Source organism: Actibacterium sp. MT2.3-13A (assembly GCF_018139985.1).
Lineage (GTDB): Bacteria > Pseudomonadota > Alphaproteobacteria > Rhodobacterales > Rhodobacteraceae > JAGSOU01.
The window spans coordinates 258712-284139 of record NZ_JAGSOU010000001.1 but is presented as its reverse complement, the minus strand read 5'-3'; the positions used below and the strand labels follow the sequence as shown (position 1 = coordinate 284139).

The 25428-nt window shown below is 68.9% G+C and carries 23 protein-coding genes and 1 tRNA gene; 10 read left to right on the top strand and 14 right to left on the bottom strand.

Annotated features, from left to right (window positions below; translation table 11 throughout):
• Positions 1 to 51 precede the first annotated feature (51 nt).
• From KCI33_RS01390 to KCI33_RS01370, 5 genes are all read right to left on the bottom strand, one after another.
• Positions 52 to 720 (bottom strand): YjbF family lipoprotein, encoded by a 669-nt coding sequence (locus KCI33_RS01390; protein WP_212522952.1) that lies wholly within the window; start codon positions 718 to 720, stop codon positions 52 to 54.
• A complete protein-coding gene (locus KCI33_RS01385; protein ID WP_212522951.1) occupies positions 717 to 2846 on the bottom strand; it encodes a YjbH domain-containing protein in 2130 nt (709 codons plus the stop codon). The genes KCI33_RS01390 and KCI33_RS01385 overlap by 4 nt, the downstream gene beginning before the upstream one ends.
• A 145-nt stretch (positions 2847 to 2991) precedes the next feature.
• Complete coding sequence (locus tag KCI33_RS01380) at positions 2992 to 4827, bottom strand: nucleoside-diphosphate sugar epimerase/dehydratase (RefSeq protein WP_212522950.1); 1836 nt, start codon at positions 4825 to 4827, stop codon at positions 2992 to 2994.
• 173 nt (positions 4828 to 5000) lie between these two features.
• Positions 5001 to 5612, bottom strand: coding sequence for a sugar transferase (locus tag KCI33_RS01375; RefSeq protein ID WP_212522949.1), 612 nt, complete (start codon positions 5610 to 5612; stop codon positions 5001 to 5003).
• The gene (locus tag KCI33_RS01370) at positions 5609 to 6463 is read right to left on the bottom strand and encodes an NAD-dependent epimerase/dehydratase family protein (protein WP_212522948.1); all 855 of its coding nucleotides are present in this window, start codon (positions 6461 to 6463) and stop codon (positions 5609 to 5611) included. Before KCI33_RS01370 ends, KCI33_RS01375 begins: the two co-directional genes overlap by 4 nt.
• A 137-nt stretch (positions 6464 to 6600) precedes the next feature.
• On the opposite strand from KCI33_RS01370, the gene KCI33_RS01365 reads away from it, so the two are divergent.
• From KCI33_RS01365 to KCI33_RS01355, 3 genes are all read left to right on the top strand, one after another.
• Positions 6601 to 7722, top strand: a complete 1122-nt coding sequence (locus KCI33_RS01365; protein WP_212522947.1) for a polysaccharide biosynthesis/export family protein — start codon at positions 6601 to 6603, stop codon at positions 7720 to 7722.
• Positions 7723 to 7810: 88 nt separating this feature from the next.
• A complete protein-coding gene (locus KCI33_RS01360; protein WP_212522946.1) occupies positions 7811 to 8821 on the top strand; it encodes an SDR family NAD(P)-dependent oxidoreductase in 1011 nt (336 codons plus the stop codon).
• 71 nt (positions 8822 to 8892) lie between these two features.
• Positions 8893 to 10224, top strand: coding sequence for a UDP-glucose/GDP-mannose dehydrogenase family protein (locus KCI33_RS01355; protein WP_212522945.1), 1332 nt, complete (start codon positions 8893 to 8895; stop codon positions 10222 to 10224).
• A 241-nt stretch (positions 10225 to 10465) separates the two neighbouring features.
• Here KCI33_RS01355 and KCI33_RS01350 read toward each other — a convergent pair.
• From KCI33_RS01350 to KCI33_RS01335, 4 genes are all read right to left on the bottom strand, one after another.
• Positions 10466 to 10541, bottom strand: a tRNA-Thr gene (locus KCI33_RS01350).
• 50 nt (positions 10542 to 10591) lie between these two features.
• A complete protein-coding gene (locus KCI33_RS01345; protein ID WP_212522944.1) occupies positions 10592 to 12124 on the bottom strand; it encodes a heme biosynthesis HemY N-terminal domain-containing protein in 1533 nt (510 codons plus the stop codon).
• 11 nt (positions 12125 to 12135) lie between these two features.
• Positions 12136 to 13398, bottom strand: a complete 1263-nt coding sequence (locus KCI33_RS01340) for a hypothetical protein (protein ID WP_212522943.1) — start codon at positions 13396 to 13398, stop codon at positions 12136 to 12138.
• Positions 13399 to 13454: 56 nt separating this feature from the next.
• Entirely contained in the window at positions 13455 to 14192 is a 738-nt protein-coding gene (locus KCI33_RS01335; protein WP_212522942.1) for a uroporphyrinogen-III synthase, read from the bottom strand.
• Positions 14193 to 14244: 52 nt separating this feature from the next.
• Here KCI33_RS01335 and tsaD point away from each other — a divergent pair, with 52 nt between their 5' ends.
• The 4 genes from tsaD to KCI33_RS01315 are packed head-to-tail and all read left to right on the top strand — an operon-like array spanning position 14245 to position 17010.
• On the top strand, positions 14245 to 15363 hold the full coding sequence (gene tsaD, locus KCI33_RS01330; protein WP_212522941.1) for a tRNA (adenosine(37)-N6)-threonylcarbamoyltransferase complex transferase subunit TsaD: 1119 nt from the start codon (positions 14245 to 14247) through the stop codon (positions 15361 to 15363).
• The gene (locus KCI33_RS01325; protein WP_212522940.1) at positions 15360 to 16322 is read left to right on the top strand and encodes an NAD(P)H-dependent glycerol-3-phosphate dehydrogenase; all 963 of its coding nucleotides are present in this window, start codon (positions 15360 to 15362) and stop codon (positions 16320 to 16322) included. The genes tsaD and KCI33_RS01325 overlap by 4 nt, the downstream gene beginning before the upstream one ends.
• Before the next feature lie 2 nt (positions 16323 to 16324).
• Positions 16325 to 16597 carry a YciI family protein gene (locus KCI33_RS01320; RefSeq protein WP_212522939.1) on the top strand — a complete coding sequence of 91 codons (273 nt, stop codon included), beginning with the start codon at positions 16325 to 16327 and terminating at the stop codon, positions 16595 to 16597.
• Complete coding sequence (locus tag KCI33_RS01315; RefSeq protein ID WP_212522938.1) at positions 16597 to 17010, top strand: EVE domain-containing protein; 414 nt, start codon at positions 16597 to 16599, stop codon at positions 17008 to 17010. The genes KCI33_RS01320 and KCI33_RS01315 overlap by 1 nt, the downstream gene beginning before the upstream one ends.
• Positions 17011 to 17050: 40 nt before the next feature.
• Here KCI33_RS01315 and KCI33_RS01310 read toward each other — a convergent pair whose 3' ends face one another.
• A complete protein-coding gene (locus KCI33_RS01310) occupies positions 17051 to 17392 on the bottom strand; it encodes a DUF2853 family protein (protein ID WP_212522937.1) in 342 nt (113 codons plus the stop codon).
• 336 nt (positions 17393 to 17728) lie between these two features.
• Complete coding sequence (gene ahcY, locus KCI33_RS01305; RefSeq protein ID WP_212522936.1) at positions 17729 to 19123, bottom strand: adenosylhomocysteinase; 1395 nt, start codon at positions 19121 to 19123, stop codon at positions 17729 to 17731.
• A 171-nt stretch (positions 19124 to 19294) separates the two neighbouring features.
• Between ahcY and KCI33_RS01300 the strand changes: the two genes are divergently transcribed.
• A complete protein-coding gene (locus KCI33_RS01300) occupies positions 19295 to 19894 on the top strand; it encodes an HD family hydrolase (protein WP_212522935.1) in 600 nt (199 codons plus the stop codon).
• Here the strand turns inward: KCI33_RS01300 and KCI33_RS01295 are convergent.
• The 3 genes from KCI33_RS01295 to KCI33_RS01285 all read right to left on the bottom strand — a co-directional run bounded on the left by KCI33_RS01295 (position 19883) and on the right by KCI33_RS01285 (position 22289).
• Positions 19883 to 21019 (bottom strand): glycosyltransferase 61 family protein, encoded by a 1137-nt coding sequence (locus tag KCI33_RS01295; RefSeq protein WP_212522934.1) that lies wholly within the window; start codon positions 21017 to 21019, stop codon positions 19883 to 19885. The genes KCI33_RS01300 and KCI33_RS01295 overlap by 12 nt on opposite strands.
• A gap of 15 nt (positions 21020 to 21034) precedes the next feature.
• Positions 21035 to 21589 carry an ActR/PrrA/RegA family redox response regulator transcription factor gene (locus tag KCI33_RS01290; protein ID WP_212522933.1) on the bottom strand — a complete coding sequence of 185 codons (555 nt, stop codon included), beginning with the start codon at positions 21587 to 21589 and terminating at the stop codon, positions 21035 to 21037.
• Between the two features lie 79 nt (positions 21590 to 21668).
• Entirely contained in the window at positions 21669 to 22289 is a 621-nt protein-coding gene (locus KCI33_RS01285) for an SCO family protein (RefSeq protein ID WP_212522932.1), read from the bottom strand.
• A gap of 92 nt (positions 22290 to 22381) precedes the next feature.
• On the opposite strand from KCI33_RS01285, the gene regB reads away from it, so the two are divergent.
• A complete protein-coding gene (gene regB, locus KCI33_RS01280) occupies positions 22382 to 23779 on the top strand; it encodes a sensor histidine kinase RegB (RefSeq protein WP_212522931.1) in 1398 nt (465 codons plus the stop codon).
• 81 nt (positions 23780 to 23860) lie between these two features.
• The gene (locus KCI33_RS01275) at positions 23861 to 25417 is read left to right on the top strand and encodes a PAS-domain containing protein (protein WP_212522930.1); all 1557 of its coding nucleotides are present in this window, start codon (positions 23861 to 23863) and stop codon (positions 25415 to 25417) included.
• The last annotated feature ends 11 nt before the right edge of the window (positions 25418 to 25428 follow it).

Sequence of the window (25428 nt, the reverse complement as noted above, 5' to 3'; positions counted from 1 at the left end):
GCTGATTTGTTAGCATGTTTGCGCCAGCAGCGAAAGTTGTTTGAACTGACTTCACGGCTTGAGGCGCTGTAGTTTCATAAATCCCACACTCGGGCTAATCCACTGGCGCGACTGGATCATTCTGCCATCGGCGAGGAACCAATATTCATTGGTAAATCCGCCGTTCTGACCGCTGCAACGCTCCTCGAAATGGCGCGCCTGATAACGCCTTTCGACGATGACCAGGGCAGCGGCATCCTGCTCATGAATTTCGCAGGAAAATTTCCTTCGCACCGTCTGATCGTCGCCGTCCAGGTGGAAATATTCCCTTTGTGTCACGCTGTTGGCGCTCCGCAGGACTGATTCGCCGGGGATTGAGGCGGACATCAGATCCTCGCCCAGGCCGCGTGTGCCGCGCACGACATCGCCGCGCATGATCACCGCGATCTGGTCGGCCGTGCCCCAGGTGGTGTCGGCGCCGTTCTGCCCGATCGGGACCAGCGCGCCGGTGACGCCCCGGCTTTCCAGGCTGGCCAGAATCAGCGGCACCTGCACCTGGTCCACCATGGCTCGGGTCAGGGCAGGGGCCGGCGCATCGCCGGCCGCGCGCGTCCTGACGCCGTCGCGCAGCGCGCTCACGCCCAGCAGCAGGGGGTTGTCCCCGACCGCCGGGTCGGACCCGCAGCCGGAAAGCCCGAGAAGGGCGGCAAGCACCAGGCCCGCGGTCCTCAGCTGTCTCATCGCCACACTTTCCCCCACTGCCGCTCGATGCCCCAGCGGTGATAATCGTCGATGGTCTCGTAGAGCCGCCCGTCGACCGACAGCCGCGCGCCGCCGTCGCGCTGGATCGGCCGGATGGTGGTGCTGGCCGTGCTGCGCGAGCTGCTGCCCATCATCCAGGAGATCGGGATCGTCACCCGGATCCCCTTGTCGAACGACCCTTCGCCGAATTCCTTGGCGCTGACATCGGTCAGCGTGGCAAAGGCGCCGACCGTCCAGCCATTGGCGAAGACACGGTCGAAGGCCAGCGTGGCGCCCCAGTCGCCGGCCAGGTAGCGGCCCGCGTCCAGCTGCACCCGGTAGCCCTGCGACAGGTCGTAATAGGCCGAGGCATGGCCGGTCACGATGTCGTAGTCGCGGAACCCCAGCCCGCCGTCGTAATCGCGCTTGCGGGCGTAGTTGACCTCGACCCCCAGCGCCAGACGGCTGTGCTGCGGCTTCCACAGAAGCTCCGCCGAAACGCCGCCATACATCCGCTCCAGGTAGCCGGCAGTGACCCGGCCGTAAAGATCCTGCCCGGGGCGCGCATACCACGCCATGGTCAGGGTCTCGAGGCCCGGATCGCCCTGCCGCGTATAGAGCTGCTCGTCGGTGCGCACATGCGGCAGCACCGAGTTGTTCGGCCTGAGCTGGCCCTTCGAGAAGGCGTTGGTCACGCTCTTGGTGACCGATCCCGAAAAGAACAGACCCGGCCGCAGTTCGTAGCGCGTGGCAAGGCGCATCCCCAGATCGACGCGATAGGGATGGTCGGGGTCGAACAGCTCCTGCTTCAGGTAGGGCGCCAGCGACCAAGTGAGCCGCGGATAGAGCTCCTCGTCATAGGTCAGGTTCTCGGGCCGGCGCGAGGCGTCGGCGATCCCGGCCACGCTGAACAGCCGCGCGGCGCCGTTCGGCGCGTTCTCCAGCGCCTCGATATCGGTCCGGCGCAGCACCACCTTGGCGGTCGGCATGCCCTTGACGACCGGCACGATCTCGAAGGTCTCGACCGAGGCGGGCATGGTGCGCGTCAGCACCCGCGCGGCGCGGCCGATGGCCTGGGCCTCGGCGTCGTAGGAGGGGTTGCGCAGCCACAGCTCCACGCGGTCGCCGCTGATCGCCATCGCCTCCAGCACCAGCCCGGTCTCGGCCAGCATCTTGGCGGTGTTGCGGCGCAGGATGTCCGCCGCCTGCGGCTGCGCCACCCAGTCCTCCGACCAGGCGTCGGGATCGGCGCTGCGCGCCGGGCGCGGCTCGACCGGGTAGGTCGCCTTGCCCAGATCGCCGCCCGCCGGCCTGTCCTTGGGGTTGAGCGAGATCTGCGCGGTCACGCCCAGCTCCGAGCCATAAAGGTAATAGGCGCCCAGCCGCAGGTGCTTGCGCGCCTGGTATTCGACACCGAAACTGAACGGGCTGCGGTGCTTGATGACGCCGCGCCCCTCTTCGAAGGCGTAATCGTCCGAGGAATATTCCAGCTTCAGGCCCAGCTTGTCGGTGGGCTGCCACTCGACCCCGCCGAACAGCGCGGCCGGGCCGCGGAAATACTGGTCGACGTTCGGGCTGCCGCCGCGCCCGATGTTCAGCGGCGGGCGCGAACCAAAGGGGGCGCCCAGCGGGTTGTAGCTGCCCAGACGGCCCCAGCCGATGCCGCCGGTCAGCACCAGGTTCGGCGCCAGGTGCTTGCTGGCGACCACATATTCCGCCGCCGCCAGGCCGGTGCCGGCGAAATCCTGGAGGCCGACCACCAGGTCGGGCAGGATGCGCCCCTCGCGCAGCACGCGGTACTGCACGTCGAAGCTGCGGTCGGAATAATCGACGAATCCGGCGAGGTTCAGGTCCTTGGTGCGCGAAAAGCGGAAGCTGCCGGACAGGCGCGGGGCGATCTGGAACGACAGGGTCGCGCGCGTCATCCCCGCAAAGGTCGAAAAGGTGGTCGAGAACTGGCCGTCGGGCTGGCTCTGCCCGGTCGGCATGTCGACCAGCCCGGTGACGCCGTAGAAATTCAGGGTCGGGTGCCAGGGGTCGGCACCCTCGGCCGCGGCCGGCAGGCCGGCCAATGCCGTGGCCAGCGCCATCGCGCCCCCGAACAGGCGGCGCGCCGAAGCTGTCATCAAACGTCCCTTCATCTCGGCTCCCCGGGCTTGCATCCCGACGGACATTCGCCGATCCCGGCCATCCGATCAACCACTGCCTTTGCCGGGCCCGATGCCGGCCGGGCCCTGTGGCAAATAGTGCACGGGGCCGTGGCGTGCGGCCTCAGGCGTTGCTGGCCGCCTCCGGCGAGGGGTAGCCCTCGACCCAGCGCGCGATGACCGAACGGGCAGCCACGATGTCGCCCGCGGCCACCGCCTGGCGCAGCGCGCGCAGCGCGCTGGCGACCTCGATCTCCGACAGCCGCGCCTCCTGGGCGCGCAGGATCTTGGGATGCGGCGTGGTCAGCAGCCCCTCTCCGATCAGCAGCTCCTCGTGCAGCTTCTCACCGGGGCGCAGGCCGGTGGTGACGATCTCGATATCGCCGCTCGGGTTGTTCTCGTCGCGCACGGTGTAGCCCGCGGCCTCGATCATCTGCTCGGCCAGGCGGCGGATGCGCACCGGCTTGCCCATGTCCAGCACGAAGACGTCGCCGCCCTCGCCCGCCGCCGGCGCGAAGGAGCCGGCCAGCAGCACCAGGCTGACCGCCTCGGGGATGGTCATGAAATAGCGCGTGACCTCGTTGTCGGTCAGGGTCACCGGGCCGCCCTTGGCGATCTGCTCGTGGAACAGCGGCACCACCGAGCCCGACGAGCCGATCACGTTGCCGAAGCGCACCATCGAAAAGGCCGTGTTCGAGGCGCGCGTGGCCAGGTCCTGCACCACCAGCTCGGCCAGGCGCTTCGACGCGCCCATCACGTTGGTCGGCCGCACCGCCTTGTCCGAGGAGATCAGGATGAACCGCGCCACGCCCGCCTCGCGCGCCGCCTCGGCGATGGTGCGGGTGCCCAGCACGTTGTTGGCCAGCCCCGCCAGCGGGTTGGCCTCGACCATCGGCACATGCTTGTAGGCGGCGGCGTGGAACACGATGTCCGGCTTGTGCTCGGCCAGCACGAAGCGCGGCATGCGCGGATCGGTGGTCGAGCCCAGCACCGGCACGATCTCGATATCGCTCTCCTCGGAGAGGGTCTTGAGCTCCATGTCCACGGTATAGAGCGCGATCTCGCTCATCTCGAACAGGACCAGCCGCTTGGGATTGCACTGCAGCAGCTGCCGGCAAAGCTCCGACCCGATCGAGCCGCCGGCGCCGGTCACCAGGACCGTGCGCCCGGCATAGGTGCCGCAGCCCACGTTCAGCTGGCCTTCCAGGTTCTGCCGGCCCAGCAGGCTGCTGGGCTGCACCGGGCTGAGCTTGTTGATCAGCTCCTCCTCGCCGATCAGCTGCGCGAAGGACGGCAGGGTCTGCACCTCCAGGCCCATGCGCTGCAGCTTGCGCGCCAACTGTGCCTGTTTCGGCGGCGACAGCGAGGGCATGGCCAGAAGCACCCGGTTGATGCCCTTCTCCTTGACCAGATCCTTGATCGCCGTGGGCCGGTGGACGGAGAGGCCGGCGACGGTGATGGCCTCCATCGCCGGGTTGTCGTCGACGAAGGCGACGGGCTCGATCCGGTGATGCGTCTTCAGCGCCGAGGCCAGCTGCAGCCCGGTTGTCCCGGCGCCGTAGATCAGCACCCTGCAGGTGGGCTCCGCCCGGCGATAGAGCCTCAGCAGCATCTGCAGCATCACCATCCGCATACCGGCCGCCAACATGATGAAGATCAGGCCGAACACGATCGACACGCCCACCGGAACCGCATGCTGCGCCAGCCGGTGCAGCATGATGTTCATCACCGCGAGGAACGCGCCGAACACCACCGTCTTGCCCAGCGCCCGCGTCTCGTAGGCCTTGAGCTGGATCCTGGTGATGCCGAGGAACAGGGCGATCGGCACCGCGCTGACGGTCTGGAAGAAGAACACCAGCCAAAGGTTCTCCAGCGGGCCAAAGCCGGGGCCGGAACTGCCGAAGGCCACCAGGGCGAGGAACTGCGCGACCACGACAACCGTCAGGTCCACACCGAGCATGATGGCCGACTTTTGCCGGCGCGACAGTCCTTTGACAAAGTTCAGCAAGACAAAAAACCCGTTTCCCTAAAGCTGCACTCTATGCCGGAACCGCGAAAACCGGCAAGGCAAAGCATGCTGCACCTGCGATCCAGCTGAAAATTGCTGATCCTTCGGCCACGATCGGCCGGGCGTCAGCGGCGGCCGAACACCTTGGCCGCGGTCCGCGACAGCAGCACCAGGTCGAAACATAGCGACTGGTGGCGCTGGTAGATAAGGTCGAGCCGCGCCTTGCGCGGCACGCAGGCCCGGGCATAGACGGCGTCGGTCTGCTCGGCGGTGTCGCATTTCTCAAGCAGCCACTCCTCATGCGCGTGGAACACCTCCGTCGCCAGCCCGGTGATGCCCGGCCGCGACCTCAGCACCGCGCGGTAGGTGTCGGGGAAGCGCTCGACATACTCGCGCAGCGGCGGGCGCGGCCCGACGAAGCTCATGTCGCCGCGCAGCACGTTCCACAGCTGCGGGATCTCGTCCAGCCGGTAGCGGCGCAGCATCCGGCCCGTGCGCGTCACCCGGTGCGCCTTGTCCCCGCCCGAGACGCCGCGGTCGCCGTCATCGGGGCGCATGGTCCGCAGCTTCCACAGCTGGAAGGGTTCGTCGGCGGTCTTCATCCGCTCCGAAAGATAGAACAGCGGCCGCCCGTCCCGGACCCACATCACCGCCAGCACCACCAGCAGCAATGGCAGCAGCACAACCGACAGCAGCAGCGCCAGCGCGATGTCGAACAGCCGTTTCGAAAAACTCATTGCCGGCCCAGCCTCCGCCACTCCGCCACCATCTGCCCCGCCGCACTGTCACGCGGCCCGAAGCGATGCAAGCGGCAAAGCGGCCCCACATCGAGGGTCACCGACTGGCGCGCGCCGGCCGGCGCCCGGCGCCATGTCCAGTCGCAGCCCCAGGCCCGCAGAAGCCCCTCCATCGCCACCGGGCGCGGCGCGGCCAGGTTCAGGGCGAAGGGCAGCTCCCGCCCGGCCAGAGCCGCCTCCAGCAGGCTTTCCAGTACCCGCGCGAAGCCGCCCGCCCCGATATAGGAGCGTTCCGGCCCGCAGCCGTCGGCGAAACGGTCCAGCGTGACCGGCAGCCCCGCCGCCATGCGCCGGCCCAGCATGTCCGCGCCCGCCACGTTGCCGATCCGCAGGCAGGTGACGCCCGGCGCGGCGGGACCGGCGGCGTCGCGCCATCGCGCGGCGGCGTCCTCCATCTCCGCCTTGGCCATGCCATAGGGCGTGGGCGGGGCGATCGGGTCGCTTTCGGTCAGCGGACGCCCGGCAGGGGCATAGACCGCCTGCGACGAGGCGAGAAAGACATGCCGCGCGCCAGCCGCAGCGGCGGCCTCCAGCCCGGCCAGCGCCAGCGCGGCATTGTCGGAGAGCGGCGCATCGGCGCCCGGCGTCACACCGGAGAGGACCACCACGGCCTCCAGCGGTGGCAGATCGGGCCGCGGTCCGTCCAGCGGCGCCCAGCGCAGCCAGCCCGGCGCCGCGTCCCGCCGGCTCTGCCACAGCGGGCGCAGCCCCGCGGGCGCGGCGTCCGCCCAGGCGGCGTGCAGGGCGCCACCGACGGCGCCGGTCGCCCCCATCACCAGAAATGACCGCAAATTTCCCACGCTTCCGAAATCTCCGCATCTGGGCCGCGCATTCAGGTTGACCCGGTTTCCCCCCTCAGTATCTTGCCTGAGGTGCGAAATCCACGCCCCGATCCACGCGGGTCGGCGGACTACCCTGGGGGAAACGGATGCCAGCTTTCGGACGACGCCAGTTCCTGGCCCTTGGCGCGAGCGGTCTCGTCTCGGCCTGCAGCCTGCCCCGCGGCGCCGCCCGGGAGAGCGAAATCCTGTCCAGCGCCGAGGCCGACACCCTAGCGGGCTACGCCATCTACCCGGTGACCCGCGCCTTCCTGCCGCAGGTCGAGACCTGGCCGGTCACCGGCTCGGGCCCGCGCGGCAGCTGGATCGCCCATCAGCGCGGATCGAGCAGCCAGATCATCGCCCCCGGCGACATCGTGGACGTGGTGATCTGGGACAGCGAGGAGAACTCGCTGCTGACCTCGCCCGGCTCAAAGGTGGTGACGCTGCCGCAGATGCGCGTGGCGCCGAACGGCACGATCTTCATGCCCTATCTCGATTCGATCCACGTCGGGGGCATGACCCCGCAGGCCGCGCGCGCCAAGATCCAGAGCGAGATGGCGGCGATCATCCCCTCGGCCCAGATCCAGCTGTCGATGCAGTCGGGGCGGAAGAACTCGGTCGATCTGGTCGGCGGCGTGGGCAGCCCCGGCACCTACCCGATGGTCGACCGCGACCTGACGGTGCTGAGCCTGATCTCGCTGGGCGGCGGCGTGCTGACCACGCTGGAAAACCCGGTGGTGCGGCTGGTGCGCAACGGGCAGCTCTATGTGACCACGGTGGCGCGGCTCTATGCCGATCCCTCGCTCGACACCACGCTGGCCGGCGGCGACAAGGTCATCGTCGAGGAGGATCCGCGTTCCTTCATCGCCATCGGCGCGGCGGGCCGGGAGCAGCTGGTCCAGTTCCCCAAGGACACCCTTTCGGCGCTGGACGCGATCGCGCTGATCGGCGGCATCTCGGACACGCGGGCCGATCCCCAGGGTATCCTCATCCTGCGCGAATACCCCGAAAGCGCGACCCGCGCCGGCGTGCAGGGCCCGCGCGAGACGCGCGCGATCTTCGTCATCGACCTGACCACCGCCGACGGGCTGTTCAGCGCCAAGCGGTTCCAGATCAACCCCGATGACGTGGTCTATGCCTCGGAAAGCCCGCTGACGACCGTGCAGACCATCACCCAGACCGTCGGCAGCCTATTCGGCATCGCGCGCCAGGTCGACCGGGCGTTCTGACCGTCGCGCCGCCCGGCCTGTTCAACGGACCCACGGCGGTGCTATGCACGGGTCAAGGCCCTTGGGGCGTTCGAGGAAAGGGGCTCTTGTGAAGACGGCACTCGTGACCGGCGCGGCGGGGTTCATCGGCTATCACTGCTGCGAAAGCCTGCTGGCCGCGGGCCATCGCGTGGTCGGACTGGACGCGATGACCGACTATTACGACGTCGCGCTGAAACAGGCCCGGCTCGACCGGATCGCGCATCACCCCGATTTCCGCTTTGAACAGGGCTATGTCGAGGATCCCGGCCGCCTGATGGCGCTGTTCGAGGAGGAGCGCTTCGACATCGTGATCCACCTCGCAGCCCAGGCCGGCGTGCGCTATTCGCTGGAGAACCCGCGCGCCTATCTCGACGGCAACGTCGCCGGCACCTTCGAGCTGCTGGAGGCCGCGCGCACCTTCCCGCCGGCGCATATGCTGCTGGCCTCGACCTCCTCGGTCTATGGCGCCAACACGCGGATGCCCTATGTCGAGACCGATCGCGCCGATCACCAGATGTCCTTCTACGCCGCCACCAAGAAGGCGACCGAGGCCATGGCCCACGCCTATTCCCATCTGCACGGGCTGCCGATCACCATGTTCCGCTTCTTCACCGTCTACGGGCCCTGGGGGCGGCCGGACATGGCGCTGTTCAAATTCACCCGCGCGATCCTCGAAGGGCAGCCCATCGACGTCTACAACCGCGGCGAGATGAAGCGCGACTTCACCTATATCGACGATCTGGTCGCGGGCATCGAGCGCCTGATCGAGGCGGTGCCGCAGCGCCCCGGGGGCGGGATCGTTCCCGAAGGCGACAGCCTGTCGCCGGTCGCGCCCTGGCGGGTGGTGAACATCGGCAACGGCCAGCCGGTGCAGCTGACCGATTTCATCGCCGCGATCGAGGCCGCCACCGGCCGCTCCGCCCGGCGCAACCTGCTGCCGATGCAGCCCGGCGACGTGCCCGCCACCTGGGCCGACACCGCGCTCTTGCGCCGGCTGACGGGCCAGGCCCCGCAGACCCCGGTCGCCGAGGGCGTCGCGCGTTTCGTCGCATGGTACCGCGACTTCTACGGAGTCTAACCCCGCGGCAGAGTTGACAGGCCGCCGGCACTGGGGCCAAACCGGATCGAGTTTCAGGAAGGGCAATCGTCATGAAAATCGCGATGATCGGCACGGGCTACGTCGGGCTTGTCTCGGGCGTTTGCTTTTCCGATTTCGGGCATGAGGTGGTCTGCGTCGACAAGGACCCGCGCAAGATCGAGATGCTGGAGCGCGGCGAGGCGCCGATCTTCGAGCCCGGCCTCGAGGCGCTGATGTCGAAGAACGTCGAGGCCGGGCGGCTGTCCTTCACCCTCGACCTGCCCAGCGCGATCGCGGACGCGGATGCGGTGTTCATCGCGGTCGGCACGCCGACCCGGCGCGGCGACGGCCATGCCGACCTGAGCTATGTGATGGAGGCAGCGCAGGAGATCGCCCGCGCCGCCAACCACTACATCGTCATCGTGACCAAATCGACCGTGCCCGTGGGCACCAACCGCAAGGTCTGGCAGGTGGTTCACGAGGCCAACCCGGATCTCGACTTCGACGTCGCCTCCAACCCCGAATTCCTGCGCGAGGGCGAGGCGATCGACGATTTCATGCAACCCGACCGGGTGGTCGTGGGCGTGCAGAACGAACGCGCGGCCAAGGTCATGGCCGACATCTACCGCCCGCTCTACCTGCGCGAACTGCCGATCGTGACGACGGATCTGGAATCCGCCGAGATGATCAAATACGCTGCCAACGCATTCCTCGCGACCAAGATCACCTTCATCAACGAGATCGCGGCGCTGTGCGAACGCACCGGCGCCGACGTGAAGGAGGTGTCCCGGGGCATGGGCCTCGACGCCCGCATCGGCAACAGGTTCCTCGACGCCGGCCCCGGCTATGGCGGCAGCTGCTTTCCCAAGGACACCGCCGCGCTGGCGCGGACCGGGCAGGATTACGCGGTGCCCATGCAGATCACCGAAACCGTCATCCGGGTGAACGATGAGGTCCGCCACCGCATGGTCGAGAAACTGCGCGATCTGTGCAACGGATCGTTCAACGGCAAGACCGTCGCGGTGCTCGGCGTGACCTTCAAGCCCAACACCGACGACATGCGCGAGGCGCCCGCGCTGACCATCGTGCCGGCGCTGGTGGGCGGCGGCGCCAAGGTGCGGGTGAGCGATCCGAAGGGCCGCAACGAGGGCGAGGCGCTGCTGCCGGGCGTGCAATGGGTCGACGATGCCTACAAGGCCGCGCAGAAGGCCGACCTGCTGGTCATCCTGACCGAATGGAACGAGTTCCGCGCGCTGGATCTGAAACGTCTGGCCAGGAAAATGGCGCATCCCCGGATGGCCGACCTGCGCAACATCTACACCGCCGAGGATGCGAGGCGCGCGGGATTCGAGGCCTATGACAGCATCGGCCGCACCGGGTTCAGCGCCGCGCCCGACGCCTGAGCGCCGCGCGCCGGCCCCGCATCGTGCCTGACGCTGCCGCGAAACGCGGCGCAGACCGCCATATGCGGGCCGGTTTCGGGGCAAGACGACGCTTCCGAAGGGTGACGGGAATCCACCGAAACAGGCCCCTGGCGCCGTTCCTTCCGCGCTTGCGCGGGGCGGAAACCGCCCCCGGACATCTTTCGCGCTCCGCTCTGTCATCGACAAAAGCTGAGGCAAAACAATGTCTTGGGTGGATGGGTGGTGCCGGTGAAGGGACTCGAACCCCCGACCCCATCATTACGAATGACGTGCTCTACCAGCTGAGCTACACCGGCTAGGTGGCGCGTTCTTTAGCACCCAGTCGCGCGGGTGTGTAGCCCTATTTTCACGGTTTCGGCGCTTCTTCTCCGGGTTCCAGAACCTCGGCCTCGGGAATGGCCTCTGCGCCGGCCTCCGCGGCCTCGGTCTGCTGGTCCGCGGCGGGGCTCTCCTCGGCCTCCTCCGGCTCGGCCATCTCCCCTTCCGGTGCCGTCTTGTCCCCGATCGCACCGACGATCAGCGGCAGCATCTCGGTCGAGCGCGGCATGGAGACCTCGCCCGCCGGCGCGGTCTTCCACGACAGCGTGTCGAAACTGCCGCAATGGGCGCAGACCGGGCGCCATTCGGCATGGGCGGTGCCGCACTTGTCGCAGATCCACTGCGGCCCGCGCGAGGCGCCCAGCGCCCGCGTCAGGTAGGCGCGCACCACGCTGTCATCGGAGCCCGCACCGCGCTCGATCGCGGCCATCAGTGTCAGCGCGCGCGCCGTGGGGGTGGTCTCGGGGAGGTCGCCCAGCGCCTTGCGGGCGGCGGGGAAATCCTCCGCCGCGATGTGCAGCTCGGCCAGCAACATCCGGGTCTCGGGATCGTCCGGCGCGACATGGGTCAAGGTCTGGAAACGCTTGAGCCGCGCCTCGGGGCTCTCCTCCGGCTCGATCTCGGCGAAGGCGGCGGCGAGGTCGGGATGCGGCTGCACCTCCCAGGCCTTCTTTAGGACCCGCGTGGCGTAACGTTTCTTGCCCTGTTCGAGATAGGTGCGGGCGGCCTGCACGGCGGCGGGGATCAGGTCGGGCGACAGGCGGTTGGCCTCGATCGCGGCCTCGCGGGCCTCGATCGTCCTGCCCTCGGCCAGCACGTCACGCGCCTCCGACAGCGCCAGCACCGCGTCGCGCCGCTTGTGCACGTCGCGCGGCAGGCTGCCGTGTTTCAGCTTGGCGTTCAGCGTGCGGCGCGCGCCGGTCCAGTCGGCGTGCTCGGCCTGGAGCTTCAGCAGGATGTCCTGCGTCTCCTCGTGGCCCGGCTTCAGGTCGAATGCCTTTTCGGCCAGTTTCAGCGCGGTGTCGATATCGCCCTCGGCCAGCTTCTGCTTGAGGATTCCGCGCACGCCGACGAAACGGGTGCGCTCGTCGGCAAGCAGCTGCTTGTAGATCGTGCGCGCATTCTGGGCGTCGCCGGCCAGTTCCGCCGCCTGCGCGGCCAGCAGGTTGGTCAGCTCGGGGCGGTTCAGAAGACGTTCGGCCTTGGCGGCCTTGGTCATCGCCAGCCGCGCCTCGCCCGAGGCCAGCGCCAGCATGCTCTCGCTCATCGCCTTGAACCCGCGCCGTTCGCGGTTGCGGTTGAAATAGCGGCTGATCGCGGTCTCGTCGCCGCTGATGAAGCGGACCAGCGCCACCAGGAAGCCGGCCAGCTTCATCGCCAGCCACAGCAGCACCAGCAGCGCCGCCGCCGCGATCACCGCCTGCAGCGGGCCCATGGTGAACTCCACATTGGCGAAGGCCACCCGGATGCCGGTGTCCGAATCGATCAGCAGCCCCGCACCGAAGGCCAGCGCGGCGACGAGGACGACGAAAATCAGGATCTTGAGCAATGACCAGAGCATCCGATGTCCCCTCAGTTCACGTTCAGGCTGGCGGCAAGCGCCTTAGCCGCAGCCACGGCATCGAGCCGCGCCTGCGCCGTATCCGTCCAGCCGGCCATCGCGGCGCGGCCGCTTTCGGGCAGCGCCTGAAGCTCGGCCAGCGCGTCGGCCAGGCGGCCCTCGCCCAGCGCGGCCTCGGCCCGCGACAGCACCGCGTCGGGATCGTCGCCCTCGCGCGGGCTCAGCGAGCGCACACCGAGCTGGCTGCGCAGGAAGTTCTCCAGCCGCGCGGTCGGCGCCTTGCCCGTGGTCTCGCGCAGCGCCGCCGACAGCCCAGCGCGGGCCGCCTCGGGGAAGCTGCGCTGCAACTCGGTCAGCGTGGCGACGCCGCTGTCGGCCACCGCCGACAGGGCCGCGGGCACATCGGCGCCGATCTGCGGCAGGGCCGAGGCGAAGCTGCCGCCGCTTTCCAGCGCGGCCATCACGCGCATCATCGCCGCGCGCGTCTCCAACTCCTGCGCCCGGGTCGAGGCGGCGGCGATCTCCGCCTTGGCCTGATCCGCCACCGCCGAGACCGAGGCGGACATTTCCTCGTTCTGCTGGCGCTGTGCGGCCAGTTCCTCGCGCATCCGCTCCAGTTCGCGCTCATAGGCCGCGATCGCGCCGGTGGTGTCGGCGGCCTCGGCGATGGGGCGTTTCTCGACCGCGGTCAGGCGGGCGTCGATCGCATCGAGCCGGCCGGCGACCCCGCCGAGATCGCCCTCCAGCGCGTCGAAGCGCCCGGCCAGCGCGGATTCGGTCCTGGCCAGCGCGGCGGCGATCTCGGCGCCGGGGTCCTGCGCGGCAAGGGTGGTGGTGATCTTTTCCAGGTTGCCGGTCAGCGCGGTCAGGCGCTGATCCTGCGCGGCCAGCGCGGCGACGATCTCGTCATCGGCGCCGCCGCCGGGCAGCAGGAAGAACGCCGCGGCGAAACCGATCCCGCCGGCCAGGGCCCCGCCCAGCAGCAGCGGAAAGACCCCGCCGCGCGATGCCCGGGGCGCGCTCTCGGACGCCGGTTCCTCGATGGCTTCGGGGGCCTCCACGTCGGCGGCCGGCTCCTCTGCCTGTGCCTGCCCGCCCTCGTCGGGAGGGGTCTCGGCAAGCTCACCCTCCGGGGTTTCCCGCGTGTCCGGGGCGGCGGCTTCCGCGTCCTGCGGCCGCTGCGCCTCGTCCGGCGCGGCGCCGGTCGCTTCGGGGGTGGTTTCCGTCGCCTCGGCCTCGGCCTCGGTTTCCGTCTCGGGTCTGGAATCTGCCACTGCAACCCCCTGTCGATTCGCAAAATTCGATGCCGCGCCCAGTGCGCCGGTCAAGCTTAGCCCGCCCCGCCACCACCCTCAAGGTGACGCGCTGCGGCAATCAGCACGGCGAGCGCATCGAGCATCCCCTCCGCATCCGGCTTTTCGGCCTGCCGGAGGAGGGCAGGCGCGGGCCCCCGCCAGGCACCGGCGACCGCCGCGCTCATCGCCGCAAGCGCCAGCGGCGCCCGCGCGCCCGCCACGGCCTGCCCCGCCAGTGTCGCGCTGCGCGGTGAGAACAGCGGCAGCAGGACCGGCCCCTCCGCGCGCAGCAGATCGCGCGCTTTCAGTGACAATTCCTGCGGAATCTGGTCGTAGATCTCTGCCTCGTCGCAGGGCTGGCCTGCCGCCGACAGGCGCGCGGCGATCTCTCCGCGGGCATGCGCGCCGCGCAGGTGCAGCAGCCGCCCGCCCGGATGCGCCTGCGCCAGCCGCGCCACCAGCGCCTCGGCATCGGCGCCAGAAAACTCAGCCCTGAGCCCGATCTCGCGCGCCGCCTCGGCCGTCCGCGCGCCGACGCAATAGGCGGGGAGCCGCCGGTCGCCGCTGATCCCCGCGAAGGCGCGCACCCCGTTCTGCGAGGAAAACACCAAGCCGGCATAATCCGCCAGCGACGGCAGCTCCCCCCCTGGCGCGATCCGCAGCAGCGGCGAGATCACGATCCCGATCTCCGGCCCAAAGCGCGCGGCGAAGGCCCGTGCGAAGCGCTCGGCCTGCGGGCGGGGGCGGGTCAGCAACAGGGTGAGGGGCGTCATGGCGGCACCTGCCGGGATTGTGCGAAACCTTCCCCGGTGTTACCTGCCGGGAATGAGCCACGCAATCAAAGAGCCCGATCAGACCCTGACCGTGCTGGGCCTGGAAAGCAGCTGCGACGACACCGCGGCGGCCGTGGTGCGCCATGCGCCCGGCGCGGCGCCCGAAATCCTGTCCTCGGTCGTGGCCGACCAGACCGCGCTGCACGCGGCCTTCGGCGGCGTCGTGCCCGAGATCGCGGCCCGCGCGCATGCCGAGAAGCTGGACATCTGCGTCGAGCAGGCACTGGAACAGGCCGGGCTGGGGCTGGCCGATCTCGACGCCATCGCCGTGACGGCGGGGCCCGGACTGATCGGCGGGGTGCTGTCGGGCGTGATGGTCGCCAAGGGTCTAGCCGCGGGATCGAGCCTGCCGCTGGTGGGCGTGAACCACCTCGCGGGCCACGCCCTGACCCCGCGGCTGACCGACGGGCTCGCCTTTCCCTACCTGATGCTGCTGGTCTCCGGCGGGCATTGCCAGTTCCTGCTGGTAAAGGGGGCCGGCGATTTCACCCGCCTCGGCGGCACGATCGACGATGCCCCGGGCGAGGCATTCGACAAGACCGCGCGCCTCTTGGGCCTGCCCCAGCCCGGCGGCCCGGCGGTGGAGCGCGAGGCCGCCTCGGGCGATGCCAAACGCTTTGCCCTGCCCCGGCCGCTGCTGGACCGGCCGGGCTGCGACATGTCCTTTTCGGGGCTCAAGACCGCGCTGCTGCGCGCCCGCGACGGTGTGGTGGCGGAAAAGGGCGGGCTGACGCGCACCGACCGCGCCGATCTCTGCGCCTCCTTCCAGGCGGCGATGCGCGACGTTCTGGTCGAGAAATCCCGCCGCGCGCTGGCGATCTATATGGGCGGGGCCCCGGCCGCACCTGCCTTCGCCGTGGCCGGCGGCGTGGCGGCGAACAAGTCACTGCGCGCCGCATTAGAGACTGTTTCGGCCGAACTCGGCTGCCGTTTCGTGGCCCCGCCGCTGAAGCTCTGCACCGATAATGCCGCCATGATCGCCTGGGCGGGGATCGAACGCTTCCGCGCCGGCGCGCGCGATGACATGACGCTCATGGCGCGCCCGCGCTGGCCACTGGACCAGAGCAGCCCGGCGCTGCTGGGCGCGGGCAAGAAAGGGGCCAAGGCATGATCGGGATCGTGGGCGCGGGCGCCTTCGGCACGGCGCTGGCCGTGGCGCTGGGACAGGCGGAGCGCGAGGTGACGCTCTGGGCGCGCGATGCCGCCCATGTGGACAGGATGGCCCGGACACGGCGCAACGCGGATCGCCTGCCGGGGGTGGCGCTGCCCGAAACAGTGACTGTCACGGCCGAAATCAAGGATTTGTCGGGCTGCGCGGCGGTTCTGCTGTCGGTGCCCATGCAGACGCTGGCGGGATTCCTGGCCGATCATCGGGGCGCGCTGGACGGGCTGCCGCTGGTCGCCTGCTGCAAGGGGATCGACCTGGGCACCGGGCGTGGCGCCACGGCGATCATTGCCGAGACCTGCCCGAACGCCATTCCCGCGATCCTGACCGGACCCAGCTTCGCCGCCGATATCGCCCGCGGCCTGCCCACCGCTCTGACGCTCGCCTGCGCCGACACGGCGGTGGGGGCGCGGCTGCAACCGCTGCTCTCCACGCCGGCGCTCAGGCTCTATCGCAGCGAGGATGTGCGCGGGGCCGAGATGGGCGGGGCGCTGAAGAACGTGATCGCCATCGCCAGCGGCGTGGTCATCGGCGCCGGGCTGGGCGACAGCGCGCGCGCCGCGCTGATGACCCGCGGCTTTGCCGAGATGGTCCGCTTCGCCCAAGCCAACGGCGCCGAAACAGAGACGCTTTCCGGCCTGTCGGGCCTCGGCGACCTGGTGCTGACCTGCACCTCGGAGCTGTCGCGCAATTTCCGCTTTGGCCGGGCGCTGGGGCGGGGCGAGGGGTTCGACCCCGCCATCACGGTCGAGGGCGCGGCAACCGCGCGCGCCGTCGCCAAACGCACCGAGACACTGGATTTCGAAATGCCGATCACCACGATGGTGGCGGCCCTGATCGACGGGCAATGCAGCATCGAACAGGCCGCGCAGGCCCTGCTGGCCCGTCCCCTGAAGGAGGAATGAGAATGCTCTACGCCCTGATCTGCCGCGACAAGCCCGGCCATCTGGACACCCGCAAGGCCAACCGCGACGCGCATCTGGCCTATATCGCCGAGACCGGCGTGGTCGCGCAGGCCGGGCCGTTCCTGGACGATGCGGGCGAGATGTGCGGCTCGCTGGTCATCCTGGACGTGGAAACGGCGGACGCGGCGCAGGCCTGGACGCAGAACGATCCCTATGCCAAGGCCGGCCTGTTCGAAAACGTCACCGTTCAGGCCTGGAAAAAGGTGATCGGCTGATGCGCTACTGGCTGTTCAAATCCGAACCCAACACCTGGGGCTGGGAGGACCAGCTTGCCCGGGGCGCGGCGGGCGAGGAATGGGACGGCGTGCGCAACTATCAGGCGCGCAACAACATGCGCGAGATGAAACTGGGCGACCGGGGCTTTTTCTATCACTCGCTGAAGCAGAAGGCGATCGTCGGCATCGTCGAGGTGATCGCCGAGGCGCATCCCGACAGCACCACCGACGACCCGCGCTGGGACTGCGTGGACATCAAGGCGGTGCAGCCCCTGCCCCGCCCGGTGACGCTGGAGATGTGCAAGGCGGATGAGCGGCTGAAGGACATGGTGCTGGTCAACAACTCGCGCCTGTCCGTGCAACCCGTGACGGCCGAGGAATGGGCCATCGTCTGCGCGATGGGCGGGCTCTGACGCCCGCCCGGAAACCTTCGGCCGGAACCGGACCTTCGGCTCAGCGGTAGATTGCCTCTTTCCCGAAATGCCTGGTCAGCATGTAGTAGACGACGGCGCGATACTTGTTGCGCTCGGACCGGCCGTAGGTGTCGATCACCGCATTGATCGCATCCATCAGCTCGGGCCCGTCGCGCAGGCCCAGCTTCTTGATCAGGAAATTGTTCTTGACGGTTTCCAGCTCGCCCGCCTGGGTGCCCGCGACGGTCGAGGCGTCGGCGTCGTAGATCGCCGGGCCGCAGCCGATGGTGACCTTGGTCAGCAGGTCCATGTCCGGCTCCATCCCGCATTTGTTGCGCAGGTCGTCGGCATATTGCGCGATCAGGTCGTCTCTTTTGCCCATCGGTTCTCTCCCCTGGTTCCAATCACTTGTTTCAATGAGGCCGCGTGGCAGCGCGGCGTCTGCAAAAGCGTAGCGGCCTTTGCCCACTGGACAAAGGGAATTCTCGGGTAGGTTTCGCAGGCGCATCCGCCTTGGCCGGGGTTTCGGCACGAGGGCGGCGCCCGCCCCCCGAGGCAGCGCTGCCCGGCGCAAACGCCGGGCCGAACACATGATTGGCGCGTTGGCCGGACGGGCTGCGGGTATCCCCTTTTGGGTGCCGCGCGATCCGGCGACGGTCCCATGAAAAACGCCGCCCCGGTCTCCCGGCGCGGCGCTTGCGTGTCACCCTGGACCCAATCAGTAGCGGTAGTGGTCGGGCTTGAACGGCCCCTCGGGCGTGACGCCGATATAGTCGGCCTGTTCGGGCGTCAGCTGGGTCAGCTTCACGCCGATCTTCTTGAGATGCAGGCGCGCGACCTTTTCATCCAGATGCTTGGGCAGGATGTAGACCTCGTTGGCGTATTCCTCGCCGCGGGTCCACAGCTCGATCTGCGCCAGAACCTGGTTGGTGAAGCTCGCCGACATGACGAAGCTGGGGTGGCCGGTGGCGTTGCCGAGGTTCAGCAGACGGCCTTCGGACAGCAGGATGATCCGCGCGCCGCTCGGCATCTCGATCATGTCCACCTGGTCCTTGATGTTGGTCCATTTGTGGTTCTTGAGCGCGGCGACCTGGATCTCGTTGTCGAAATGGCCGATGTTGCCGACGATCGCCATGTCCTTCATCTCGCGCATATGCTCGATGCGGATCACGTCGCGGTTGCCGGTGGTGGTCACGAAGATGTCGGCGTCCGCCACGACGTCCTCCAGCGTCACAACCTCGAAGCCGTCCATCGCGGCCTGCAGCGCGCAGATCGGATCGACCTCGGTCACCTTCACCCGCGCGCCCGCGCCGCGCAAGCTCGCGGCCGAGCCCTTGCCCACGTCGCCATAGCCGCAGACCACGGCGACCTTGCCCGCCATCATCGTGTCGGTGGCGCGGCGGATACCGTCAACCAGGGATTCCTTGCAGCCATACTTGTTGTCGAATTTCGACTTGGTGACGGAGTCGTTGACGTTGATCGCCGGGAAGGGCAGGTGGCCCTTTTCCATCATTTTATACAGACGATGCACGCCGGTGGTGGTCTCCTCCGACACGCCCTTGATCATGTGGCGCTGCTTCACGAACCAGCCGGGGCTTTGCTTCATCCGCTTCTTGATCTGGGCGAAAAGCGCGACCTCCTCATCCGAGGTGGGGGTCTCGATCAGGTCGGTCTCGCCCTCCTCGACGCGCGCGCCCAGCAGGATGTAGAGCGTGGCATCCCCGCCGTCGTCGAGGATCATGTTCGCGCCGCCTTCCTCGAACTGGAAGATGCGGTCGGCGTAATCCCAGTATTCCTCCAGCGTTTCACCCTTGATCGCGAAGACCGGGATGCCCGCCTTGGCGATCGCCGCCGCGGCGTGGTCCTGGGTGGAGAAGATGTTGCACGAGGCCCAGCGCACCTCGGCGCCCAGCGCCACCAGCGTCTCGATCAGCACCGCGGTCTGCACCGTCATGTGCAGGCTGCCCGCGATGCGCGCGCCGGTCAGCGGCTTGGCCGCGCCGTATTCCTCGCGCAGGGCCATCAGGCCGGGCATCTCGGTTTCGGCGATGTCGAGTTCCTTGCGGCCGAACTCGGCCAGCGAAATGTCCTTGACGATATAATCCGTGGCCATCGGCGCGGCTCCGTTCTGATAACCTGTTTCAGCGGCACATAGCACCGGGTCGGCCATGCGGCAACTGACGCGGCCAAGTTTCGCGCCCGCCGTTCCCCGGCGGCCGCGGATTTACAGCGCGCGGCGTTCGCGCTAGGCAACCGTCATCCCGACCCTGACCCGGAGACCCAGATGCCCAAGGAACCCCGCGCCTGGCAACGCATGCTTTCGGGCCGGCGGCTGGACCTGCTGGACCCGACCCCGGTGGATATCGAGGTCGAGGACATCGCGCACGGCCTGGCCTTCGTGGCGCGCTGGAACGGGCAGACGCGGGGCGACTACGCCTATTCCGTGGCCGAGCATTCGCTGCTGGTCGAGGAGATCTACGGCAGGTTGGTGAAGGATCCGCCGGTGAAATGGCGCCTCGCCGCACTGCTGCACGACGCCCCGGAATATGTGATCGGCGACATGATCTCGCCGGTGAAGGCCGCGGTCGGGCCGGGCTATGGCGCGCTGGACGCCAAGCTGTCGGCGGCGATCCACATCCGCTTCGGCCTGCCCGCGCAGGTGCCGAAATCGGTCAAGCAGCAGATCAAGCGCGCCGACCGCATCTCGGCCTGGCTGGAGGCGGTGCAGATCGCCGGCTTCACCGAGGCCGAGGCGAACCGCTTCTTCGGCCGCCCCAGGCCCGAGCTGATCGCGGGGCTGGAGATCCGCCTGCGCCCGCCGCTGGAGGTGCGCCGCGCCTATCTGGCGCGCCACCGGGACCTGCTCGCGCACCTAGGCGCCTGACGCCTTGGCCCCGCCCCCGCGCAGGTTGCGGCCGACGATATAGGCGCGCTTGCCGGTCAGGCCCTTTTCGGTGAACACGCGCTGGCGCTCCTCATCGGTCAGCGGCTGCCAGCGGCCGCGGTTTTCGATGAAGCTGTGCCGCGCGAGGATCCGGCCCACCTTGGGCAGCGCCAGCTCGCCGAAGGACAGCCGCGAGGAGCGCTGCTTGCCCTCCGGCACCCATTCGCGGCGCAGCGCGTCGATCACCACCGGCGCGCGGCCGCAGAAATGGGTCAGATGGGTGATCAGGTTGTCGGCCACGTTCGACGAGCGGCGCAGCACCACACCCACCTGCTGCTCGGGCCGGCCCACCATGGCGAAGAGATGCAGCGCCGAGCCATCCGCCGCGACCACCTGTTTCGCCGCCTTGTAGCGCGCGATCTGGGTGCGCATGTCATGCTGCTGCGGGTGGAAGATCTCGTAGCCCTGCTCGGCCAGCCTGGCCTCCAGGTTCTCCTCGCCCAGGATGCCGCCCTTTCGCAGCCCCAGCGCCGAGCGCGAGATATAGAGCCGCTCCGGCCCGTCCGGCGCGACACCGGCGCCGAAGCGGCGGCGGAACGTGGCGCGGAAAGGCTCTGTTCCGGCCGAAATCGCGCCCAGGCCGAAGCCCTGTCCGGGCACGATCAGCTCTTCGACGCGGGTCGGCCGGTGGGCCACCCGGATCGGCAGATCGCAGCCCAAAAGGCCGAGAAAGGCGTTGTGGAACCCCTTTACCTCGTCCTCCAGCCGCGGGCGCTTGGGGATATAGAGGATGCCGTCGACCGGCCCCTGGGCATGGTCCAGCGCCCAGAGACGCGCGGTGCTTTCGGCCAGGAAATGCCCGAAATGCGCCCACAGCACGCCGCCCCAGATCCAGCGGCCGGGCAGATCTTCGAGGGGGTCGGCGGGCGCGGGCTCGGTGGTGATCGGCCGGTGGCCGCGCCACAGCGCGCCGTGGCCGACATAGCGTGCATCGGCGTCCAGGACGCCGGCGGGCTGCACCATCTGCGACACGTTGGGCGGGACGACCTGCGCACCCTTCAGCGTCACGATCTCGGAGGACCATCCGCCGGCGGGATCGGGGCGCAGATCAGCCGGGCCGGGCATCCGCGCCGCCTCGCCTCAGCGCGGGCTGCGCTTGGCCAGGATACGCTGCAGCGTCCGGCGGTGCATGTTCAGCCGCCGCGCGGTCTCGCTGACGTTGCGGTCGCACAGCTCGTAGACGCGCTGGATATGCTCCCAGCGCACGCGGTCGGCCGACATGGGGTTCTCGGGCGGCGGCGGCAGCTCGGTTTCCTTGGCCAGCAGCGCGTTGGTGATGTCATTGGCGTCGGCGGGCTTGGACAGGTAGTCGGTGGCGCCAATCTTGACCGCGGCGACCGCGGTGGCGATCGCGCCATAGCCGGTCAGCACCACGATCCGGGCATCCGGGCGCTTCTCGCGCAGCAGCTCCACCACGTCGAGGCCGTTGCCGTCCTCCAGCCGCAGATCGATCACCGCATAGGCCGGCGGGCGGGCGGTGGCGATGGCCTTGCCCCCCGCGACGGAGCCCGCCGTCTCGACCTCGAAGCCGCGCTTTTCCATCGCGCGCGCGAGGCGGCGCAGGAAAGGCTCGTCATCATCGACGATCAGCAGGGATTTGTCCTCCCCGAGGTCTTGCAGCTGTTCCTCTGCCATCTTCCGCCTCCAGACGCGTTTCTTCGTTGGAATTGTTCCAAGCCTATCTAGGGCCTAATGGCGCATGGGTCAATTTAACTCATTGGGAATCGATGAAGCAGGCCACCCGGTCGGCCATCTGCTCCGGCGTCTCCTCGCGCTTGAAGAAATCGACGAAGCCCTCCCCGGGGAAAACCAGGTAGGTGAAGGTGGAGTGGTCGATCAGGTAGAACTCCTCCTCCGGGTCGCGCACGTTGAAATAGGTGCGGTAGGCCTGCGAGGCGGCCTTGACCTGCTCGGGCGTGCCGGTCAGGCCGATCATCTTGGGATGCATGTATTCCACGAATTCCTTCATCACCTCGGGCGTGTCGCGCTTGGGATCGATGGAGATGAAGACCGGCGTCACGTCATGGCCGCGCTCCTCGAGGATCGTCACCGCCTGCGCGTTGCGGTCGTTGTCCAGCGGGCAGACGTCGGGGCAGAAGGAATAGCCGAAATAGAGCAGCGTGGGCTTGGTGATCACATCCTTGTCGGTCACCGTTTCGCCGAGGTGGTTGACCAGGGTGAACGGCCCGCCGATCTGCGCCGCGCCGCCGGCAATCTGGCCGCTGCGGCACGCGGCGTATTTGTCCTCTTTCTTCCAGAAGAAGGCGGCCGCGGCCGTTGCACCCAGAAGGGTCAGCATGGCCAGGGCGGCGAATACGGCAGAACGACGGGTCATCAAAGGTTCCTCCGGGGCAAGGTTTGCGCGCATTGATCCGACGTCGGGCCGGGATATACAAGGGAACTGTTGCCACAGGGAGATAGGACCGGATGAACACGCCGCCAAGGGAGAGTGGCCTTCCGGCCCCGTTCGACCGCAGCCAGTGGGTGCCGCTGCGCACGCTGACCTGGCTGCGCTGGGTGGCGATCGCAGGCCAACTGGTCGCGCTGGAGGTCGCGCAGCGTGTGTTCGGCCTGCAGATCAACACCGGGCTGTGCTATCTGGTGGTCGGTGCGGCCATCATCGCCAACCTGCTTGCGATCGCGATCTATCCCAAGAACAAGCGGCTGACCGAGATCGAGACGATGCTCATGCTGCTGTTCGACGTCACCCAGCTGGCGCTGCTGCTGATGCTGACCGGCGGACTGAACAACCCCTTCGCGCTGCTGCTGCTGACGCCGGTGACGATCTCGGCGACCGCGCTGCGGCTTGGCCCGACATTGCTGCTGGGGGTGGTGGCAATCGGGCTGATCACGTTGTCGGCCTATGTCCACTTGCCGCTGCGCGACGCCTTCGGCGACATCATGCGGATGCCCGACATCTATCTGTTCGGCTTCTGGGTGGCGATCGTGATCGGCGTGGCGTTCCTGGCGGCCTACGCGCTGCGGATCAGCTCGGAGATCAACACCATGTCCGATGCCTTTCTCGCCACCCAGATGGCCCTCGCGCGTGAACAGAAGCTGACCGACCTGGGCGGCGTCGTCGCCGCCGCCGCGCATGAACTGGGCACGCCGCTGGCCACAATCAAGCTGGTCAGCTCCGAACTCCGGGACGAGCTGTCCGACCGCCCCGAGTTGCGCGACGACGCGGCGCTGATCGCCGAGCAGGCCGACCGCTGCCGCGACATCCTGCATTCCATGGGCCGGGCCGGAAAGGACGACCTGCACCTGCGCACCGCCCCCCTGCAACGGCTGCTGGAGGAGGCCGCCGAGCCGCACCAGGACCGTGGCAAGGCCCTGCATTTCGAGATCGCCCCCCTGCCCGGCGCCGAGGACCGACAGCCCGCGATCCGCCGCCGCCCGGAGATCATCCACGGCCTGCGCAACCTCGTGCAGAACGCGGTGGATTTCGCCGAAGGCAATGTCTGGGTCGAAGGGTTCTGGAGCGACGACCAGATCGGCGTCCGCATCTCCGACGACGGCGCGGGCTATACCCAGCAGGTGCTGGACCGGATCGGCGACCCCTTCATGCGCCACCGCCGCACCGAGGACGAGATCCGCAAGCGCCCCGGCTATGCCGGGATGGGGCTGGGCCTGTTCATCGCCAAGACCCTGCTGGAACGCACCGGCGCGCAGTTGAGTTTCGCCAACGGCTCCGACCCCTACCTGGCGCCCGAGAACCGGCCCGAGCGCTGCGGCGCCGTGGTCGAGGTGATCTGGCCCCGCACGCTGATCGGCGCCGACCGCAGCGCCGGCCCGCTGGGAGAGAACCAGCCCATCCTTGGCTGAGAGGGCCGCGTTAACCCGGATTTAACCTTTATGAGACCTTAATGCCCGGCGGCGAAAAGCTCCGGCAGAAAGGCGGATCTCATGGCGTTCGACTGGGGGATGGCAGCGGTTCTCGGGCTGACCTCGGTGCTGACCGTGGCGCTGACGCTCTTCGCCGTGCCGCGCCTGCCCGCGCCCCGCTCGCGCGGCCTGCTGGCCGATGGCGGGGCAGTGCAGGGCGCCGACATGGTGTTCCTCTTCGACGGCGAGATCCTGCTCGATGCCACGCCCGAGGCGCGCCGTTTCCTCGACAACGGCCCCGAGGGGATGCTCGACTGGCCACGCCTCGCCGCGCTGCTGTCGCAGCGTTTTCCCGGGTTCAGCCAGGCCATGGCGCGGCTGCCCGAGACCGGCCTCGCCGAGCTTGACGACCGCGACGGACGCCCCGGCCTGTGCGCGCGTTTCAGCCGCGGGGTGACGCGGATCACGCTGCTGCGGCCGGACGCGCCGCGCCGCGGCCCGATCGACGGGCCCAGCCTGTCGGCCCTCCAGGAGGAGCTGGAGATCCTGCGCCGGGTCGTCGCCCATATGCCGTCGCTGGCCTGGACGCAGGATGCCGCCGGGACCGTCACCTGGGCGAACCGCGCCTATCTCTCCCAGGTCGAGCAGCGCCTGCCCGAGGGGGCGGAGCTGACCTGGCCGCTGCCGCAGCTTTTCCAGTCCGACCCGCTGACCGTCGGGGTCAACGAAATGGCGCCGCACCGGGTGGTGATCGAAACGCCGGGCAAGCCCGCGCAATGGTATGACTGCACCGCCGTGCCCCGCCCCGGCGGGCCGCTCTATTTCGCGCAGCCCGCCAATGCCGCCGTGCAGGCCGAAACCTCGCTGCGCAATTTCCGCCAGACCCTGACCAAGACCTTCGCCGATCTGCCCATCGGCCTGGCCATCTTCAACCGCGCCCGCGAATTGGTGCTGTTCAACCCGGCGCTCACCGATCTGTGCGCGCTGGAGCCGCAGTTCCTGACCGCGCGCCCGACGCTGACGGCCTTTCTCGACCGGCTGCGCGACAGGCGGATGATGCCAGAGCCCAAGGATTACAAGGACTGGCGCCAACGCATGACCGCGCTGGAAGAGGAGGTCGCCACCGGCACCTACCACGAGACCTGGACCCTGCCCACCGGCCAGACCTACCGCGTGTCGGGCCGGCCGCATCCCGACGGCGCGCTGGCCTTCCTGTTCGAGGATATCAGCGCCGAAATATCGCTCACCCGCCGCTTCCGCTCCGAGCTGGAGCTGGGCCAGGCGGTGATCGACGGGCTGGACGAGGCGATCGCCGTGTTTTCGCCCGCCGGCGTGCTGACCCTCTCCAACGAGGCCTATGCGCGGCTCTGGGGGATCGACCCCTCGGTCACGCTCTGCGAGATCGGCATCGCCGAGGCCAGCGAGCATTGGCAGGCCGCCTGCCGGCCCTCGCCGGTCTGGGCGCAGGCGCGCGATTTCGTCCGCCGCTTCGGCCCGCGCACCGCCAGCCGCCACCCCGTCACCCTGCACGACGGCGGTGGGCTGATCTGCCGCATGCAGCCGCTGGCCGGGGGCGCCACGCTGATCGGCTTCGCCGCGCCGGTGGCCGTGCCGGCGCTTTCCGTCACGCCCCCCTGATCGCACCTTGC

Excerpts from the sequence above, each read along its gene's own strand:
- KCI33_RS01390 (WP_212522952.1), bottom strand. The coding sequence starts at position 720 with ATGAGACAGCTGAGGACCGCGGGCCTGGTGCTTGCCGCCCTTCTCGGG.
- KCI33_RS01385 (WP_212522951.1), bottom strand. The coding sequence starts at position 2,846 with ATGACAGCTTCGGCGCGCCGCCTGTTCGGGGGCGCGATGGCGCTGGCC.
- KCI33_RS01380 (WP_212522950.1), bottom strand. The coding sequence starts at position 4,827 with ATGCTCGGTGTGGACCTGACGGTTGTCGTGGTCGCGCAGTTCCTCGCC.
- KCI33_RS01375 (WP_212522949.1), bottom strand. The coding sequence starts at position 5,612 with ATGAGTTTTTCGAAACGGCTGTTCGACATCGCGCTGGCGCTGCTGCTG.
- KCI33_RS01365 (WP_212522947.1), top strand. The coding sequence starts at position 6,601 with ATGCCAGCTTTCGGACGACGCCAGTTCCTGGCCCTTGGCGCGAGCGGT.
- KCI33_RS01355 (WP_212522945.1), top strand. The coding sequence starts at position 8,893 with ATGAAAATCGCGATGATCGGCACGGGCTACGTCGGGCTTGTCTCGGGC.
- KCI33_RS01345 (WP_212522944.1), bottom strand. The coding sequence starts at position 12,124 with ATGCTCTGGTCATTGCTCAAGATCCTGATTTTCGTCGTCCTCGTCGCC.
- KCI33_RS01335 (WP_212522942.1), bottom strand. The coding sequence starts at position 14,192 with ATGACGCCCCTCACCCTGTTGCTGACCCGCCCCCGCCCGCAGGCCGAG.
- tsaD (WP_212522941.1), top strand. The coding sequence starts at position 14,245 with ATGAGCCACGCAATCAAAGAGCCCGATCAGACCCTGACCGTGCTGGGC.
- KCI33_RS01325 (WP_212522940.1), top strand. The coding sequence starts at position 15,360 with ATGATCGGGATCGTGGGCGCGGGCGCCTTCGGCACGGCGCTGGCCGTG.
- KCI33_RS01320 (WP_212522939.1), top strand. The coding sequence starts at position 16,325 with ATGCTCTACGCCCTGATCTGCCGCGACAAGCCCGGCCATCTGGACACC.
- KCI33_RS01315 (WP_212522938.1), top strand. The coding sequence starts at position 16,597 with ATGCGCTACTGGCTGTTCAAATCCGAACCCAACACCTGGGGCTGGGAG.
- KCI33_RS01310 (WP_212522937.1), bottom strand. The coding sequence starts at position 17,392 with ATGGGCAAAAGAGACGACCTGATCGCGCAATATGCCGACGACCTGCGC.
- ahcY (WP_212522936.1), bottom strand. The coding sequence starts at position 19,123 with ATGGCCACGGATTATATCGTCAAGGACATTTCGCTGGCCGAGTTCGGC.
- KCI33_RS01300 (WP_212522935.1), top strand. The coding sequence starts at position 19,295 with ATGCCCAAGGAACCCCGCGCCTGGCAACGCATGCTTTCGGGCCGGCGG.
- KCI33_RS01295 (WP_212522934.1), bottom strand. The coding sequence starts at position 21,019 with ATGCCCGGCCCGGCTGATCTGCGCCCCGATCCCGCCGGCGGATGGTCC.
- KCI33_RS01290 (WP_212522933.1), bottom strand. The coding sequence starts at position 21,589 with ATGGCAGAGGAACAGCTGCAAGACCTCGGGGAGGACAAATCCCTGCTG.
- KCI33_RS01285 (WP_212522932.1), bottom strand. The coding sequence starts at position 22,289 with ATGACCCGTCGTTCTGCCGTATTCGCCGCCCTGGCCATGCTGACCCTT.
- regB (WP_212522931.1), top strand. The coding sequence starts at position 22,382 with ATGAACACGCCGCCAAGGGAGAGTGGCCTTCCGGCCCCGTTCGACCGC.
- KCI33_RS01275 (WP_212522930.1), top strand. The coding sequence starts at position 23,861 with ATGGCGTTCGACTGGGGGATGGCAGCGGTTCTCGGGCTGACCTCGGTG.